This window comes from Parashewanella spongiae, from assembly GCF_004358345.1.
Classification (GTDB): Bacteria; Pseudomonadota; Gammaproteobacteria; order Enterobacterales; family Shewanellaceae; genus Parashewanella; species Parashewanella spongiae.
The window spans coordinates 3423527-3440255 of sequence record NZ_CP037952.1; the positions used below are offsets into that span (position 1 = coordinate 3423527).

A 16729-nucleotide genomic window follows, 5' to 3' on the forward strand; every position below is an offset into this window, starting at 1 on the left:
GTGTTACCATTTCAGGCCAAGCATCATACAATTAAGACCACTTCCAATACCAAGAAAACTCACTTGATCACCTTTCTTTAAAAAGCCTTGATCGTGAGCAATAGCCGCTGTTACAGGCAAGGATACTGTTCCCATGTTGCCAAGCTTTTGGTATGTCGGAAACTCTTTTTGTGTATCGATATTTAAAGCATTCAATACTTGTTTACGATTAGATGAACCTACTTGGTGGCAAATTACCTTATCTACTTGCTCAACCAACCAATCTCGTTGAGCAAGAAAATGATCCCAAGTATGCTTAGCGAGTTCAACGCCTTCTTTTAATAACGCAACCGCGTCAGTACGCATAAACTCACGATACAAATGCTGTCCAGCTTCTTGCAAGCCCCACTGACATAACTCGTGATGCTCAGGAGCCGACAAGTGAGAAGCGCCGAGTAACTGGTGCTGGCGATCATTATGTAAAGGTAATGTTCCATCTGTAAGAATAACTGCAATTGCACCTGACCCACCTGTGAGTGTGGCAAGCGACTGAGCAAAATTTTGCATAGTTTGCTCGGTCAACATGTGGTTAATTGTTATGTCCACGATGTCTCGTGCTGATTCGCAAGAAACCACCATGCCAGCTTTAATTTGTCCAAGCTCAATTCTATTAGCAATATCAAGAATACCTGACATCACACCCAAGCAGGCATTGCTGATATCGTAAATTGCGGTGTCTTTTGAAACACCTAATTCAGCAGCAATACGGCAAGCTGTAGCAGGTTCGTGTTGATCTCGGCAAACGCCCGTATAAACCACAGCACCTAATTGCTCGATATTAATGCCTGTTTCGTTAATCGATTTTTTAGCTGCTGCGATAGCACCGTCAGATAACTTATGACCTTTAGGCCACCAGCGACGCTCATTAATCCCCGTTAACGCTGCTAACTGCCCCATCGGAATACGGAATTTTTGATATAAGGGAGCCAACCTAGACTCTAATTCGCTACTCGAAACAACTACTGGAGCAAGTTCGTAAGCCAGGCTATTAATAAAGACCCGAGAATATTTCATGAAACTCAATTGATTTATAAAAAACTAATCCGCCATTTGACCAAGAATTCAGAGGATATTCAATAAAAAACCGCCCTTATGACACAATAAGTGACCACTTCAGCTGAAAAAAATCATATGAAACTGAATAGAGTTTTACATTTTATTAATTATATTCAAAAAGTTATAAGTAATCACAATTGAATACTCTTGTTACAAAGGAAATTCAGTTTTTTTGTGCCGATATCAACATATTTCTTGATGTGATTTCTGATGGAAATCACCACAAGCATGAAGAGCAAAAGCGTGTTGCTTCGAATTAAAGGCAACATCACTGACATTAAAAGCATCGACACAAATGAAGTCTTGATGAACCTTATGTTTCACTGCCAATCATGTACCTTCATCACAAAGTGCTTTCTGCCATTCTAAGTTAGTAACTTTCCTTCGGCTTTGCTTTGAAATTAACCTTCCTAAATGGCCTTTACCTGAACACCATTCAAATTTGCCACAAGATTTTCGACTGCATTAATAAACTATTTATTTTTAAAAACTCTAACTCAAACAACATCTAACCCTTATAAAATCACAATACAAAAATTTTCATCACAAAACAGAACAAATAAGTTACACTTCAGCCAAATAATGCTTAGATTTACAGAGAAAAGAATGAATTCACCTTGTGTTGCCCGCTGCGGTTTAAACAATGATGATTACTGCATGGGTTGTTACCGCCATGTTGAAGAAATCGTAGCATGGAGCAATTTAGATGATTCACAAAAACGCGACATTGTAGCTAAGTTGGACGAGCGTAGACAGCAGTTTGTAGGACAGGATAATAATCAGATTTTATCACGAGACAAGTGGTTAGAAGCGCAATTAAAGCTCAAATAATAAAATACTACTCCTCTACATCTAATACGCTAACTTTTATGTTCCACAACTTTAGTATCACTAGCTTTATTAATTTGAAGCTGCTCTCTTAATACTTGCTCTTCTTTTTTCACTTGTTCAAATTTAATTGCCTGTAATGTTGAGTTCTGTTCTTTGTCTGCCAATGAGTTACAACTAAAACTTACTTCTTGTTCGGTAACTTTCACTTCAGTTACCTTTTTTGCACAATCAACCTCAACTCCAAATACTGGAAAAGGAGATTTACGATCGATTATTTTTACGAAACACGCAGAGCCATGTGAATCTATACTTATGTTGTCGTTAGCTGACAAAAATAACGTGTTGTCTTCCAAAGAGACAAGTAACCCATTTCTTTGTATATCGGAATTTAAAAACACGAAATTTTTGGGAGCGATTTCAATTTGGTGTGATGGCATCGCTATTTTTAATGAATCTAATACTAATATATCTTTTGAACAAAATAATATTTCATGCCCATTGTGACAAAAAGCTCTTATTTTCTGGAGTATTGATGAATTTAACCAGTACGCTGTTTTCAATCCGCTCTGGTGTTTTAAATTTATTTTAAGCTTGAAATCTGTATCTTCGTGTTTACTTAGAACGACACCATCAACATCTATGACTAACGTTATTTGTGAAATACTCTTTGATACCGGCTGGCAAGAGAGCTCAAACCATTCTTTTTCTGTAGCAACTCGTACTTGCTTTATTTCATCTGAAGATGAAGAAGTACTTTAATCTGGATCAATCGATAAACCTGAATTTGTGCTAGAAATGTGCACATACGAATCTTCAATTGACTCATCACAAATAAATTCAAAGCCCATTTCTTTATTGTCACTGATCGCTTCAACTGTTGAATCACATTTTGCAATTTTGATTGGAACTTTCAATGTATTTCTATATGCGCTTATTTGTTGATAGGTTTTCTCAATTTGATCTACTCCCAAAAAGCTTAACCATTCTGGTGCAGTTAAAATATTTTCGTCAATAAAGTTCGGTTTTGCCAGCACTCCCTGTTTTGAGTCAATTTCATTTGCTGCCAAATATTCTTTTTTTCCGCTAGGACAATTGTGTCTAGATTAGGCACTACTTTACACCCTGTAGCTCTTAATAGTGCTTCTTCTCTAAGCTTTCCATCTATAAACCTTTCAAATAACTCCAATTTCTCGTCAACTTTATAAGTATCTAACTCACTGCTTGACTCAACTCTTTTAATAGTTCTTGTCGATGTTGAACCTAAAAACATCAGTTGAACGCTGAGTATATGAGTAACTGTTTGAGCAATTGGATGATTTTATTATCATGTTTTTCACCCAATGAGTGAAATGCTCTACGCTCACAAGCTTGCTAAAATGGCTGCTATCTGCGTTGTAACTTTTGCAAGTAGAATAACTACTTGCTGCAAGCTACGTCTTAATATCAGCCATTTTTTCTACGCTTGAGAACGCAGTCAACTGATGTTTCTAGGTTGAATCGAAGGTAACTCTATACGTAATCACTTTACCCTCGCCACACACCCACTTAAACTTTTTTACTCGATTATCTAAGTCTTTACCATAGTTAAATAAATATGTTTCTACTTGTGGCTGAAGCCTCGCTGGTACTGTTGGAACTGACTCAAAGCTCAAAAATCACCGCCACTTTATGATTTCATGATTAACTTAATTTAGTTGCATATACGATAAAATCATAAGTTATTAAATGAATGTTAATTTGCCCTTTAGAATTCATCCTACCTTGAACCGATTTATTTAGGTTCATCAATTTGGCTTGTACTTTGAGTACATACATAGCTCTAAGTTGAGCATTTAACTGACATTGCGCACACGGAATAGTTATGTGGTTAATATTGAATAAGAATTCAGCCTTTATCTATGTTTTACTTAAAATTAATCGATATGAACATTTTTATAACGCAAAAACGAGTAACCATTCATTAATTTTGGTTTTTTAATAGATGTGCTCAATGTCAGATTTAATTACTGTAATTGGTATAAATGTGTTGAAATCGCAAAAAAAATTACAAACGAAGACCACCATCAATTTCAAATACTCGACCATTTACATAATCGTTTTCAATAATAAACTGAACAGTTGAAGCGATTTCATCGGCTTGACCTAAACGTCTTACTGGCACCATTGTTTCTAAACGTTCTAACGCTTCTGGTTTCATTGCTGCGGTCATTTCAGTTTCAATAACACCCGGAGCAACAGCTGCACTGCGAATACCATATCGAGCGAGTTCTTTTGCCCAGCCAGTACTCATTGCTACAACCGCGGCTTTTGATGCGGCATAGTTGGTTTGACCAATATTTCCTGATTTAGCGATACTTGAAATGTTAACAATCACACCTTGCTGTTTCGATGTGATCATAGCGGCGGCGGCTTCACGCCCACACAAAAATGAACCAGTAAGATTTACGTTAATAACTGACTGGAATTGAGCCAAAGACATTCTATCAGTTACTTCGCCATCTTTAGCTTTAAGTAACATACCATCTCGAAGAATACCGGCGCAGTTCACTAATACATTTACTTGACCTAAGTCTTCAAGAATATAGTTAAAACCAGCGACGACATCTTCTTCGTCAGTAATGTCTAACGCGTAACCTTGAACGGTTGCTTGGCCAAGATCCGCACAAGCTTTTTCTAGTTTTTCTTGGTCGACATCGATAAGCGCCAATTTTGCACCAGCTTCCGCAAATTTATGTGCCATTGCTAGGCCTAAACCACCTGCTCCACCAGTGATGACTACTACCTTATCTTTCAAATCCATCAGTTTTTCCTTATTCTTTATTCGCTTTTACGAAAATATCAAAAATACTTGAAAAGTCGCGTCGACCATTGCCTTGTCTTGCATGATTAACATACAGGCTACGTGCTAATGCGCCCATTGGCGTGCTCGAATTGCTTAACAATGCGGCCTCTTGTGATAAACCAAGATCTTTAACCATCAAATCTACCATAAAGCCACCTTGATAGTCGTTAGAAGAAGGTACGTTCTCCATTACATGTGGGCAAGGATTGTACTTATCTAAGGTCCAATTTCCGCCTGAGCTTACTTTCATAATGTCAGAAAGTACTTTAGGGTCTAAACCATGATCGCGACCTAATTGTAAAGCCTCGGATGTTCCCGCCATTAAAACAGCCAGTAGCATGTTGTTGCAAATTTTTGCAACTTGCCCAGCCCCTGCTGCGCCTGCATGAAATATATTAGCACCCATTGCATTTAACACAGCTTGTGCTTTTTTAAAGCCAGAATCAGATGCCCCGCAAATAAAGGTTAACGTTCCGGCCGCTGCACCTGCTGTTCCACCCGATACAGGTGCATCGATAAACTCAATACCTTTCTCGGCAGCTGCATGAGCGACAAGTTTTGCGCTTTCGGCGTCAATGGTTGAACTATCAATTAATAAAGTATCTTTACTAACTATATCCAATAAGCCTTTTTGCTCGGCATTCCCTAGATACAAACTTTTTACGTGCTTACCTGCTGGGAGCATAGTAACGACAAAATCAACATTTTCCGCGGCCTCGATTGCCGTTGCTGACGCTGTTGCGCCCTGCTCAACTAAAATTTGTATTGCAGCAGGAACAAGGTCAAAAACCTTTACAGCAAAGCCTGCTTTCAGAAGGTTGGCCGCCATTGGGCCACCCATGTTACCTAAACCTATAAATGCGACTGTTTTCATCATGCTATTCCTTGCTTACTTTATAAATGAATCACCTCGCAGAGGGGCGAGGTATCGTCATTCCAGCGAAGGCTGGAAACGAAGTAACGACTTTTTTTTATGTCGGTAATCTAGCGTCTTTTTCTTGTTTAGTGAAAGTCATTGGATACCAGCCTACGCTGGTATGATAAAACACAAACCTTTTGTGTTAGTTCGCCCTAAAGGGCGAGGAATTAAGCCCAAAGTGATTAACATTAGCGAATTAAAGATCGGCTAACGGATGACTTTCCCACGGGGAACTTGTAATTTTATCAATCAATTCGGATGGTATTGTTCCCACTGATCCATAATGCCATTTCGGGTTACGATCTTTATCAATCAATAATGCCCTGACGCCTTCATTAAAATCACCCACCGCGAGACAATTCACACTTACTGCTAATTCCCAGCGGAATGTATCGGCAAGAGTTAAGCTCTCATCTAATTGAGTTTGGCGATAGATAAGCTGCCAACTGATTGGACTACCTGCCAACATGGCGGATTTGGCTCTACTCAGCCATTTTTCATCTGTCTCAATCTCTCCTATTCGAGCCACGATATCTGTCAAACTGCCTGTCATTAATGTATCGATAAGACCTTGATTTAGAGCTAATACACTTTCGCCTTTGGGCATTGCTGTCTTATAAGTCAGCTCGTTAAGCATTTCATCAAGTCGTTGATGGTCCATACCAATGTCACCACTCCAGTCAAGTGTCGCCATAGCATCAAACATCAATTCTTTGTCATCATTATTTAAGAAGTGGTTAGCCATTCCTACATAACATGCATCAGCAGCACTCATTTGATAGGCCGTTAGACCTAAAAACAAGCCTGTTTTACCCGGCATACGATTTAAAAAGTAACTACCACCAACATCTGGGTACAAACCAATCGTCACTTCTGGCATGGCAATTTGAGAAGTCTCTGTCACTACTCTGTGACTAGCACCAGCCATAAGACCAACGCCGCCGCCCATCACAAAGCCATTACCCCACACGAGAAGTGGTTTGCCAAATTCATGGATTAAAAAATCTAATTGATATTCTTCTGTGAAAAAGGTTTGAGCCGCAGCAGCAATTTCCCCTTTGCTTTCGATGGACGCATCGTACAGTGCACGAACATCTCCACCAGCACAAAATGCTTTTTCACCACATCCATCTAAAACGACACAAGCAATCTCAGAATCGTTTTTCCAGTCAGTTAACTGCTTGGTAAGCAAACGAAGCATGTCGAGATTTAATGCATTAAGTGCTTTTTCAGCATTAAGCGTCGCCACACCAATTAACTTACCTGAAGCTGTTTTCAGCGTCTGGAAACAAACAGGTTGTTGACAACTCATCAGCAATTTCTCCATTTCGCTTTACGTTTTTCAAGGAAAGCTGTCACGCCTTCTTTTTGATCTTGAGTATCAAATAAACCAACGAAGAGTTCACGTTCAAGCGGCAGAGCTTGAGTACGAGGCATAGTGCGTCCAGCTTGGATGAGTTTTTTACATACAGAAACTGAACTTGGGCTTTGTTTAGCCACACGTTTCGCAAGCGCAATCGCAGCTTCAAGCGCTTGGCCTTTTTCAACCACTTCTTCAATCAAACCTATTTTTTCGGCTTTAGCTGAGTCAACTCTTTCACCGCATAAAATCATTCGTTTGGTCCAGCCTTCGCCAACGAGCGCGGTAAGATTTTGAGTTCCACCAGCACACGGTAATAAGCCAACGGTTGCTTCTGGTAACGCCATTACAGCATGTTCTTCTGCAATACGAATATCACAGGCTAAAGAAACTTCTAATCCGCCACCCATTGAGTAACCGTTAATTGCCGCAATGGAAACACCTCTAAATGCGCTTAACGTTTCAAAAGCTTCGCCAAAGTGTTTTGCCATTGAAGCTGCATTACCTTTGTCGCCATCTGCAAATAAGTTTAAGTCGGCTCCAGCTGAAAAGAATTTCTCTCCTTCACCTGTAATTACTAAAGCATAAACTTCATTATTGTTATTCAAATCAAGAACAATGCTTTTCAGCTCTTGTAAACTATCTGCTGTCCATGTATTTGCTGGCGGGTTGCTCATGGTAAGAACAGCCGTGTTACCTTCAATGGATTGTTTAATATTGCTCATAGATTTTTTCCTTATTTTATTTCAGCAGCGGCTTCATCGAGTAAACGACGGCTAATAATAAGACGCATAATTTCGTTTGTACCTTCAAGAATTTGATGTACTCGTACATCACGTACATGACGTTCAAGCGGATACTCACGTATATAACCATATCCGCCATGAATTTGCAGTGCGGCATCGCAAACCTGAAAACCAATGTCGGTAGCGAAACGCTTTGCCATCGCACAATATGCTGTAGCTTCTGGATCGCCTGAATCTAATTTAAACGCGGCTAAACGTACCATTTGACGAGCAGCGACTAACTCAGTTGCCATATCGGCTAATTTAAACTGCAAAGCTTGGAACGCGGCTAACGGTTTACCAAACTGCTTACGCTCTGACATATAAGCCGTGGCACGCTCAAGCGCCGCTTGTGCTGTACCCACTGAGCATGTGCCAATATTGATACGACCGCCATCAAGCCCTTTCATTGCAAAAGTAAATCCTTGACCTTCTTCACCTAATAAATTGGCAATAGGCACTCGAACTTCATCAAATGTAATTAAACGAGTCGGCTGGGCATTCCAGCCCATCTTATCTTCAGCTTTACCATAAATCACTCCAGTTGCATCGGCAGGAACCGCAATGGCTGATATTCCTTTAGGGCCTGCTTCGCCAGTGCGGCACATCACAACCAACATTTCGGTTTCACCCGCACCGGAAATAAACATTTTTGAGCCTGAAATAACATACTCATCACCATCACGTACCGCTTTAGTTTGCAGTGATGCAGCATCGCTGCCTGAACCCGGTTCAGTTAAGCAATATGATGCTAATTTTTGCCCGGTTGTGAGTGCTTCAGACCATTGCCCTCGGAGCGTTTCTGTTCCCCAAGTAGTGATCATCCACGTTGCCATGTTATGAATGGTCAACATAGCTGTAGTTGCAGTACAACCTTGAGCGAGCTCTTCGAATATAATTGATGAATCAAGTCGTGAAAGACCCATACCACCTTCTGACTCTGGTGAATAAAGCGAACAAAAACCTAATTCACCAGCTTGTTGAATCACATCTTTTGGGAAATGATGTTTTTCATCCCACTCGCCTGCAAATGGTGCTAGTTGCTCTTCTGAAAACTGCCGTGCTAAATCAGCAAACTGTCGTTGATCTTCGTTTAGATTAAAATCCATTTGACCACCCCTGTTTCATTTCCCTAGCTACTCTTAATAAATTAACTGAGTCTTGACTGGGGAACATCTTAAAAAGTAAAGGCCGAGAAAATCTCAGCCTAGTATTAAAAATTGGTTTTACTTCAGCTCAATGGTCATGTTTGGACCAGTGGCAATGTCAGATTCAAACCAACGTGACGTAATGGTTTTCGTTTCGGTATAGAAGCGTACGGCTTGCTTACCATAGGCATGTTGATCGCCATAGAAACTTCCTTTCCAACCTGTGAACGAGAAGAATGGTAGAGGTACTGGGATTGGTACATTAATTCCCACTTGACCAACTTCAACAAAGTGCTGGTATTTACGCGCTGCGCCACCACTTGCTGTAAAGATCGAAGTGCCATTGCCATACGGGCTGTTGTTTACAACTTCGATTGCATCGTCTAACGAGTCAGCCGTCATACAACACAGAACTGGTCCAAAGATTTCTTCGTTATAGATTGCCATGTCTGTTGTGACGTCAGAAAATACTGTTGGGCCAACCCAGTTACCCGTTTCGTAGCCCTCAACAGTGCATTCACTACCATCAGTTAAACATGTTGCCCCTTCCGCTTTACCTTGAGCAATTAAGCTTAATACTCGTTGTTTAGCCGCTGGGCTAATTACTGGTCCATAAGCCGCATCTTTATCGTTCCAAAGACCTGGTCTCACTTTAGCGATTGCCGCATTAACTTCTGGGATCCATTTTGCCGCTTCACCGACAAAAATCGCCACGGAAATAGCCATGCAACGTTGACCAGCAGCGCCAACTGAAGCACCAACAAGGTTATTAATAACTTGTTGTTTATTAGCATCCGGCATAATAACACAATGATTTTTTGCACCGGCAAACGCTTGAACACGTTTTAAGTTATCTGTGCCTGTTTTGTAGATATATTGACCGACACCAACTGAACCAACAAATGAAATGGCCTTGATGTCTTTATGCTCAAGTAAAATATCAACAGCTGTTTTATCACCATGTACTAATTGCAACACGCCTTTTGGCGCGCCTGCTTCTTCGAATAGCTCAACCAAACGCTGTGGTGTCATTGGATCTTGCTCTGATGGCTTCAATATGAAGGTGTTACCGCAAGCGATAGCCAGAGGGAACATCCATAATGGGATCATTGCAGGAAAATTAAATGGGGTTATACCGGCGCAAACACCTAGTGGCTGGGTATAACTGTAAGTATCAATCGAACGTGCAACGTTTTCAACGGTCTCGCCCATTAACATTGAAGCGATATTACAAGCATGTTCAGCGACTTCAATACCGCGCCATACATCACCTTTAGCATCATCAAAAGTCTTACCCGTTTCTTGTGCTAAGATTTCTGCAATTTCGTCGTGATGTTCTTTAAGAAGGTGCTGATAACGAAGCATCACACGAGCACGTTCTGATACAGGAATTTCTTTCCATGTAGTAAAGGCTGCTTTCGCACTATCAATAGCTTTTAAAACTTCAGCATCTGTGGCGGCATTAACGACGGCAATAGTTTCATTGTTTGCAGGGTTAGTTACAGAGATTTTCTTGCTTCCCTCACCAATGACAAACTCACCATCAATATAATGCTTAACTTGTATCGTCATTTTACAATCCTTTTTATTTTCAATTTGTGTCGAGCTATTGTTATTTTTAAGCGCTCTTAAAATAAAAATGGCTAGCTTATTGTTAGCCACTCTTTACTTATTCAATTTCGATTGCCATCGCTGTAGCTTCGCCACCACCGATACACAGAGATGCCACACCACGCTTCAAACCACGGTTTTTGAGTGCATGAATGAGAGAAACCAAAATACGAGTACCAGAACAACCAATTGGGTGACCTAAGGCACATGCGCCACCATTTACATTAACTTTTTCAGAATCTAAACCTAACTCAGAAGTGGCTAACATCGTCACCATTGCGAAGGCTTCGTTAATTTCATATAAATCTACAGAATCTTTACACCAACCTACACGGTTTAATAAGTTCATCATCGCGCCAACAGGGGCAGTAGTAAATAGTGCAGGCTCTTGCGAGTGAGTAGCATGACCACGAATAGTGGCTAAAACAGATAAGTCATGACTTTTTGCTTCAGCTCGTGTCATCAACATAACCGCTGCAGCGCCGTCAGAAATTGAACTTGAATTTGCTGCTGTGATGGTGCCGTCCTTAGCGAATGCTGGACGTAATGTTGGAATTTTTTCAGGTCGAGCATTACCTGGCTGTTCATCCGTATCCACAATTGTATCGCCACGGCGACTAGTTACTGTTACCGCTGAAATTTCATTTTTAAATGCGCCAGTTTCGATGGCCATCGTTGCTCGCTCAAGCGACTTTAGAGCAAACTCATCCATTTTTTCACGAGTAATACCGTATTCATCGGCAGTTTTTTGAGCAAAGGTCCCCATTGCTCCACCTTTATAGGCATCTTCAAGGCCATCAAGAAACATGTGATCCAACACTTTTCCATGCCCCATCCGCATACCACCACGGGCTTTATCTAATAAGTACGGCGCACCGCTCATGCTTTCCATGCCACCAGCTATTACAACTTTTGCGCTACCCGCTTTAATTAAGTCATGTGCAAGCATCACAGTTTTCATGCCAGAGCCGCACACTTTATTAAGTGTTGTCGCACCGACAGACAAAGGTAACCCAGCACTTAGAGTAGCTTGACGTGCTGGTGCTTGACCAAGCCCGGCTGGTAGTACACAACCCATCAGAACTTCATCAACTTTTTGGCCTGAAATACCAGCATCTACCATTACAGCTTTAATCGCTGAAGATCCAAGAGTTGGGGACGGCACACTAGATAATGCCCCTTGAAAGCCCCCCATTGGGGTACGCTTTGCGGCAACAATTACAATATCCTGATCTAATAATTCTGAGCTCATGTTCACTCCATACCCTTCATTTCTGACGCAATAGATAAGAATTAACATTCCTTGAAATAGCTAAAGCATTCAGACTTTAATTTGAAATTTCACCTAATGTGACGTTTACGCGAACGTAAAGCAAGAGTTAATTGGACTAATGAGACGATTTATTGCAGATATAATGGAATTGTTGATTTACAGTCAGCTGAATATCAAAGGCTCAATGATTAACCATAAACTCAGATGGCGTTGTGCATGCATCACTCTTGCGGTTGCCCTGATGTTGAATACCACAACTGAATTACAGCTACTTTAGCATTTTATGAGGGTGCATTTTTACCGAATAGAGTATTCAGTTTCCCCTGCAATTTTACCATTGATTCATAGTTTTCTGATCCAATAGATGCTGCGCTTTCAGTTAGAACAATATTATCTAAATAAGCTTTAACATTTTCCTTATAATCTTTAATCAACGCTCTAAACTCTAAGGTGTTTTGCTCATATGTTTTTTCACAAGCAAATAATCTTTCGATTAATCCGTGACTAATGGTTTCAAGAGGAGTTAAATCACTTTTACACTCTAAAGCAATAGTCTTCATTTTTATATTATTGAAGAATTTCATATCTGTTAACCCAGCATTATCGGCACCATCAACAAGCTTTTCTGAACGTACAGCAAGCGAGATTTGTTTAGATGTTAAATGATCGTGAATTTTCTCTACTTGTATTTGAGCATGTGTTTTATCAAGTTTCTGTAGCGCTGAAACAACTCTTTTATCAAAAGGTCTAACACATTTAAAGTCTGAATCAGGATCTGGCATGTTCGCGTGAAATTTGATCACACCTTCATCCGTTTTTGTTGCCGTTATACTCACTTCAAATTGTGAATCAGTCGAGCTGAACACAACTTCTATTGTTTGCTCTGATAATTCACCTTTAATTTTATTCAGTAATCCACTATCAAAATGATACTCTGACTTCGAGCCTGAGCCTATAACTTCATAAGTGCACTGCAATCTGGTATTCGCCGCAACTTCATTTGCCATAATAACCTCTAAGAATATAAGGATGAATTATGATATACCTTGCTGAGTCTATAAGAATTAATACTATATTTATATTTGTTAACCTAAAGAAATTAACAAGTACAAAATCTAAATTTAATAAAGTTAATTCTGTTAGCCCTGTGTGTCAGTGCAACCGCACGAGTGAGTGTTATACCAATTACAGTAATTAATCTCTCACTCAGCAAGAGATAAAGGTTTTCAGTGCAAGGCACATGTTCGAAGTACTATATTCCCTACGGCCGCCATACAAAACTGGCGTTCAACGCACTTAGTGCTTTTGTCGAGATGATTCAAGAACGTGCTACGCAATAATGGAAACCTTTAGCCTTGCCCTTCGGGAGCTTGTATGCGCACACTTTGGTTTATAAAGAATACTTCACAAAATTGTCTCAACGTAGCAATGTAATAACGACAGTTTTGTATGTCGGTAATAACTATAACTATGTCTTCATCAATTTCACTTGTACTTTGAACACATACATAGCTCTGAGCTGGGAACTTAATTACTGTAATTGGTATTACTTAATGCCAAAAATAAAACCGTTATCGTTTTATACGATAACGGTTTTATTTTCTCTTAACGCTTACTGCTGTGTCTTTGTAATTACAAAGTGTCAGCATTCTCGGCTAGGTAACTTGCTACACCTTCTGGGTTAGCATCCATACCTTTCTCGCCTTTTTGCCAGCCAGCAGGACAAACTTCACCATGCTCTTCATGGAATTGAAGTGCATCGATCATGCGAAGCATATCGTCAACATTACGACCAAGCGGTAGATCATTAACTACTTGATGGCGAACTGTTCCTTCTTTATCTACCAAGAATGAACCACGGAAAGCAACACCAGCTTCTGGGTGCTCAACATCATATTCTTTACAGATATCGTGTTTAACATCAGCAACCAAAGTGTACTTAACTGGACCAATGCCGCCTTCGTTTACTGGAGTATTACGCCATGCATTGTGTGTAAACTGAGAGTCAATTGAAACACCAATGACTTCAACACCACGCTTTGTAAACTCTTCCATTCTGTGATCAAAAGCGATTAGCTCTGATGGACACACGAAAGTAAAATCTAGTGGATAGAAAAAGATAACCGCTGGCTTGCCTTTAATGGCATCAAACAAGTTAAAACTATCAACAATTTCACCATTAGCAAGAACAGCTGCAGCAGTAAAGTTAGGGGCCTTGCGGCCTACTAATACGCCCATTTTTAGATCTCCGTCTACGATTAAATGTATTTGCCTAATTCCCGCATTGGTACTAAATCGCCCAACACTTCTTTAAGCAAGATCAAAACTAGCGTCATTATATGACGAATGTCACAACTGACAAGCCATTTAGGAGCATATCGACTGAACTTTTATGAGTTTGAAGCTCAAAATGATAAAAAATCAACAATATTGGGACTTTACACTTACTTAAAACAAGGGCATAAATACATGTTCACCGTTTTGCTAGGATAATAATAATATGAATGCTGTTGTAGTTGCAGTCTGCTTAATGATGTTATTAAGCTTGTTTAGGGTTAGTGTTGTCATTTCTCTGACTGTCAGTAGTTTAGTGGCTGGTTTATTGTCTGGAATGGATATTACTTCTACTATCGATGCATTCAATAGCGGCTTAGGTGGTGGAGCTAAAATAGCCCTTGCCTATGCTTTGCTCGGCGCTTTTGCCGTAGCCTTATCCCATTCTGGAATAACTGATTGGTTGTCTCAATCCATTATATCTAAGTTAGGCCAATCTCCCACAAGTTCCAATGTTCTTGTTGTCAAATGGCTCATGTTGTTTGCCATTCTTGCTATGGCTGTCAGTTCACAGAACCTACTTCCGATCCATATCGCCTTTATTCCGATTATGATCCCCCCACTTTTAGGTTTGATGACTCAATTTAAGATAGATAGACGATTAGTAGCTTGCATCCTCACTTTCGGCCTTGTCACCACTTATATGATCCTACCCGTTGGCTTTGGCGGGATATTCCTTGAAGATATTTTGCTACACAATTTAAATATAAATGGTTTAAATGCGGTAAGAGAGCAAGTTCCCACTGCCATGTTGATTCCAGCTTTAGGTATGATATTTGGTTTATTGATTGCTATTTTATTCAGTTATCGTAAACCACGTAATTATCGTAATGACGAGCAAGTTGAACTCGTTAAATTAAAACAAATCGATAAACGAAAAATTATCGTCGCAATAATAGCAACTGTAACCACTTTATTTGTGCAAATTTATACTGACTCGATGATATTTGGTGCTTTGGTTGGTTTCATTGTCTTCAGCCTATCGGGAGTTTTAAAAGATGTAACAGATCAAGACATCTTTACGCAAGGCGTTAGAATGATGGCGAATATAGGCTTTATCATGATTACCGCTGCAGGTTTTGCCGCCGTTATTAAACAAACGGGCGAAATATCCACTTTAGTAGACTCGATTAATTTACTTATTGGTGACAACAAACCTCTTAGTGCACTATTGATGCTTATCGTAGGGCTACTCATTACCATGGGCATTGGTTCATCCTTTTCAACAATTCCCATTATCGCAGCTATTTATGTGCCACTCGCTATGCAATTCGGTTTTTCCATCCCCGCCACCATTGCGCTCGTTGGCACCGCAGCGGCATTAGGAGATGCAGGTTCACCAGCTTCAGACTCAACACTAGGCCCCACTGCAGGACTTAATGCCGATGGCCAACATGATCATATGCGAGACAGCGTTATTCCAACCTTTATCCATTACAATATACCCCTTGTAATCTTTGGTTGGATTGCGGCTGTGACGTTATAATTCGTGTTTACACCTGAACTGGATAAACCTAAAAACATCAGTTGAACGCTGAGTATATGAGTAACTGTTTGAGCAATTGGCTGATTTTATTATCATGTTTTTCACCCAATGAGTGAAATGCTCTACGCTCACAAGCTTGCTAAAATGACTGCTATCTGCGTTGTAACTTTTGCAAGTAGAATAACTACTTGCTGCAAGCTACGTCTTAATATCAGCCATTTTTTCTACGCTTGAGAACGCAGTCAACTGATGTTTCTAGGATAAAGGCAACAAACATTGTTTGCCTTTATCCTTAATTCAATTCTGCTATAAAGTTATCAGCACTCTGTTCTACTAGCTCAAACACATAATCAAAACCATCGTCTCCGCCATAATATGGGTCGGGCACTTCTGTAACGTCTAATCCGCAATAAGATAAAATTAGGTGAATCTTGTGCTGATACTGATTCGGGCACACCAACATAAGCTCTTTTATGTTACTTTCGTCAGCCGCCAGTATTAAATCAAACTTTTCAAAATCAGCGGCTACGACTTTGCGCGCGGTGATTCCATCAAAAGAAACGCCTCTGCTTTCCCCCACTTTTCTCGATCTAAAGTCGGGCAAACTTCCTTGATGAAAGCCCAATGTTCCTGCACTTTCTAACCTAATGTCTTTTATCCCAGCAACGCTAAGCTTTTTTCTAAAAATAGCTTCAGCAGTCGGTGAACGACAAATATTGCCCATACAAACAAAAAGAATTGATTGAATTTTTAATTGGTTCATTGAGTTGCTCAACGTTTATCGCTCTGTAATTACTATTATGCATACTCTTCATTGGGTTTAAATAGAGTTTTCCAATAAATAAGGATAGATGGCGCGTAGCCGCCATCTTATCTGGTTGTTGAATAGGCCATTCTCTGTGTTTTCTACTTTATATATGCAAATATCTCTGTCGAAAATCGGTGATGTGAGTGAGCTTTTTTAATGACTCACTTTGTTGTAGATATGCCTACTCCTTGGCCGTTTGAGTTTTTAACAAAACTGCCAATATTCTTGTTGCGTCAT

General features: G+C 40.0%; 16 protein-coding genes. 2 read left to right on the plus strand and 14 right to left on the minus strand.

Translation table 11 applies throughout. The annotated features are described in order from the left end of the window. Positions 1 to 3: 3 nt before the first annotated feature. Together E2I05_RS13410 and E2I05_RS22080 are read right to left on the minus strand one after the other, a co-directional pair. Positions 4 to 1053, minus strand: a complete 1050-nt coding sequence (locus tag E2I05_RS13410) for a 3-oxoacyl-ACP synthase III (protein WP_121851780.1) — start codon at positions 1051 to 1053, stop codon at positions 4 to 6. 225 nt (positions 1054 to 1278) lie between these two features. Next, a complete protein-coding gene (locus E2I05_RS22080) occupies positions 1279 to 1425 on the minus strand; it encodes a hypothetical protein (RefSeq protein WP_165905417.1) in 147 nt (48 codons plus the stop codon). 276 nt (positions 1426 to 1701) lie between these two features. Here E2I05_RS22080 and E2I05_RS13415 point away from each other — a divergent pair, with 276 nt between their 5' ends. Then, the gene (locus E2I05_RS13415) at positions 1702 to 1926 is read left to right on the plus strand and encodes a DUF1289 domain-containing protein (protein ID WP_121851781.1); all 225 of its coding nucleotides are present in this window, start codon (positions 1702 to 1704) and stop codon (positions 1924 to 1926) included. Positions 1927 to 1955: 29 nt separating this feature from the next. On the opposite strand, the gene E2I05_RS13420 is transcribed toward E2I05_RS13415, so the two are convergent. The 11 genes from E2I05_RS13420 to E2I05_RS13470 form a co-directional block, all read right to left on the minus strand. Then, positions 1956 to 2486, minus strand: a complete 531-nt coding sequence (locus E2I05_RS13420; protein WP_133309690.1) for a hypothetical protein — start codon at positions 2484 to 2486, stop codon at positions 1956 to 1958. A 195-nt stretch (positions 2487 to 2681) separates the two neighbouring features. Beyond that, positions 2682 to 2993 (minus strand): hypothetical protein, encoded by a 312-nt coding sequence (locus E2I05_RS13425; protein WP_121851783.1) that lies wholly within the window; start codon positions 2991 to 2993, stop codon positions 2682 to 2684. A gap of 977 nt (positions 2994 to 3970) precedes the next feature. Then, positions 3971 to 4726 carry an SDR family oxidoreductase gene (locus E2I05_RS13430; RefSeq protein WP_121851784.1) on the minus strand — a complete coding sequence of 252 codons (756 nt, stop codon included), beginning with the start codon at positions 4724 to 4726 and terminating at the stop codon, positions 3971 to 3973. 10 nt (positions 4727 to 4736) lie between these two features. Continuing rightward, a complete protein-coding gene (gene mmsB / locus E2I05_RS13435; protein ID WP_121851785.1) occupies positions 4737 to 5642 on the minus strand; it encodes a 3-hydroxyisobutyrate dehydrogenase in 906 nt (301 codons plus the stop codon). 241 nt (positions 5643 to 5883) lie between these two features. After that, the gene (locus E2I05_RS13440) at positions 5884 to 6999 is read right to left on the minus strand and encodes an enoyl-CoA hydratase/isomerase family protein (RefSeq protein ID WP_243641011.1); all 1116 of its coding nucleotides are present in this window, start codon (positions 6997 to 6999) and stop codon (positions 5884 to 5886) included. Continuing rightward, positions 6999 to 7772, minus strand: a complete 774-nt coding sequence (locus tag E2I05_RS13445) for an enoyl-CoA hydratase (RefSeq protein ID WP_121851787.1) — start codon at positions 7770 to 7772, stop codon at positions 6999 to 7001. The genes E2I05_RS13440 and E2I05_RS13445 overlap by 1 nt, the downstream gene beginning before the upstream one ends. Before the next feature lie 11 nt (positions 7773 to 7783). Next, entirely contained in the window at positions 7784 to 8941 is a 1158-nt protein-coding gene (locus E2I05_RS13450; RefSeq protein WP_121851788.1) for an acyl-CoA dehydrogenase family protein, read from the minus strand. A gap of 117 nt (positions 8942 to 9058) precedes the next feature. Then, positions 9059 to 10552, minus strand: coding sequence for a CoA-acylating methylmalonate-semialdehyde dehydrogenase (locus E2I05_RS13455; protein ID WP_121851808.1), 1494 nt, complete (start codon positions 10550 to 10552; stop codon positions 9059 to 9061). Positions 10553 to 10649: 97 nt separating this feature from the next. Next, a complete protein-coding gene (locus tag E2I05_RS13460; protein ID WP_121851789.1) occupies positions 10650 to 11843 on the minus strand; it encodes an acetyl-CoA C-acyltransferase in 1194 nt (397 codons plus the stop codon). A 302-nt stretch (positions 11844 to 12145) separates the two neighbouring features. After that, positions 12146 to 12871 carry a hypothetical protein gene (locus E2I05_RS13465; protein ID WP_121851790.1) on the minus strand — a complete coding sequence of 242 codons (726 nt, stop codon included), beginning with the start codon at positions 12869 to 12871 and terminating at the stop codon, positions 12146 to 12148. Between the two features lie 625 nt (positions 12872 to 13496). Beyond that, positions 13497 to 14102 (minus strand): peroxiredoxin, encoded by a 606-nt coding sequence (locus E2I05_RS13470; protein WP_121851791.1) that lies wholly within the window; start codon positions 14100 to 14102, stop codon positions 13497 to 13499. A gap of 262 nt (positions 14103 to 14364) precedes the next feature. Between E2I05_RS13470 and E2I05_RS13475 the strand changes: the two genes are divergently transcribed. Beyond that, positions 14365 to 15684 carry a Na+/H+ antiporter family protein gene (locus E2I05_RS13475; protein WP_121851792.1) on the plus strand — a complete coding sequence of 440 codons (1320 nt, stop codon included), beginning with the start codon at positions 14365 to 14367 and terminating at the stop codon, positions 15682 to 15684. 292 nt (positions 15685 to 15976) lie between these two features. On the opposite strand, the gene E2I05_RS13480 is transcribed toward E2I05_RS13475, so the two are convergent. After that, on the minus strand, positions 15977 to 16447 hold the full coding sequence (locus tag E2I05_RS13480) for a low molecular weight protein-tyrosine-phosphatase (RefSeq protein WP_121851793.1): 471 nt from the start codon (positions 16445 to 16447) through the stop codon (positions 15977 to 15979). Positions 16448 to 16729 lie beyond the last annotated feature (282 nt).

Bases quoted from the DNA above. Each gene is read 5' to 3' on its own strand.
- E2I05_RS13440 (WP_243641011.1), bottom strand. From the start codon at position 6,999: ATGAGTTGTCAACAACCTGTTTGTTTCCAGACGCTGAAAACAGCTTCA.
- E2I05_RS13460 (WP_121851789.1), bottom strand. From the start codon at position 11,843: ATGAGCTCAGAATTATTAGATCAGGATATTGTAATTGTTGCCGCAAAG.
- E2I05_RS13480 (WP_121851793.1), bottom strand. From the start codon at position 16,447: ATGAACCAATTAAAAATTCAATCAATTCTTTTTGTTTGTATGGGCAAT.
- mmsB (WP_121851785.1), bottom strand. From the start codon at position 5,642: ATGAAAACAGTCGCATTTATAGGTTTAGGTAACATGGGTGGCCCAATG.
- E2I05_RS13475 (WP_121851792.1), top strand. From the start codon at position 14,365: ATGAATGCTGTTGTAGTTGCAGTCTGCTTAATGATGTTATTAAGCTTG.
- E2I05_RS13415 (WP_121851781.1), top strand. From the start codon at position 1,702: ATGAATTCACCTTGTGTTGCCCGCTGCGGTTTAAACAATGATGATTAC.
- E2I05_RS13470 (WP_121851791.1), bottom strand. From the start codon at position 14,102: ATGGGCGTATTAGTAGGCCGCAAGGCCCCTAACTTTACTGCTGCAGCT.
- E2I05_RS13450 (WP_121851788.1), bottom strand. From the start codon at position 8,941: ATGGATTTTAATCTAAACGAAGATCAACGACAGTTTGCTGATTTAGCA.
- E2I05_RS13465 (WP_121851790.1), bottom strand. From the start codon at position 12,871: ATGGCAAATGAAGTTGCGGCGAATACCAGATTGCAGTGCACTTATGAA.
- E2I05_RS13430 (WP_121851784.1), bottom strand. From the start codon at position 4,726: ATGGATTTGAAAGATAAGGTAGTAGTCATCACTGGTGGAGCAGGTGGT.
- E2I05_RS13410 (WP_121851780.1), bottom strand. From the start codon at position 1,053: ATGAAATATTCTCGGGTCTTTATTAATAGCCTGGCTTACGAACTTGCT.
- E2I05_RS13445 (WP_121851787.1), bottom strand. From the start codon at position 7,772: ATGAGCAATATTAAACAATCCATTGAAGGTAACACGGCTGTTCTTACC.
- E2I05_RS13455 (WP_121851808.1), bottom strand. From the start codon at position 10,552: ATGACGATACAAGTTAAGCATTATATTGATGGTGAGTTTGTCATTGGT.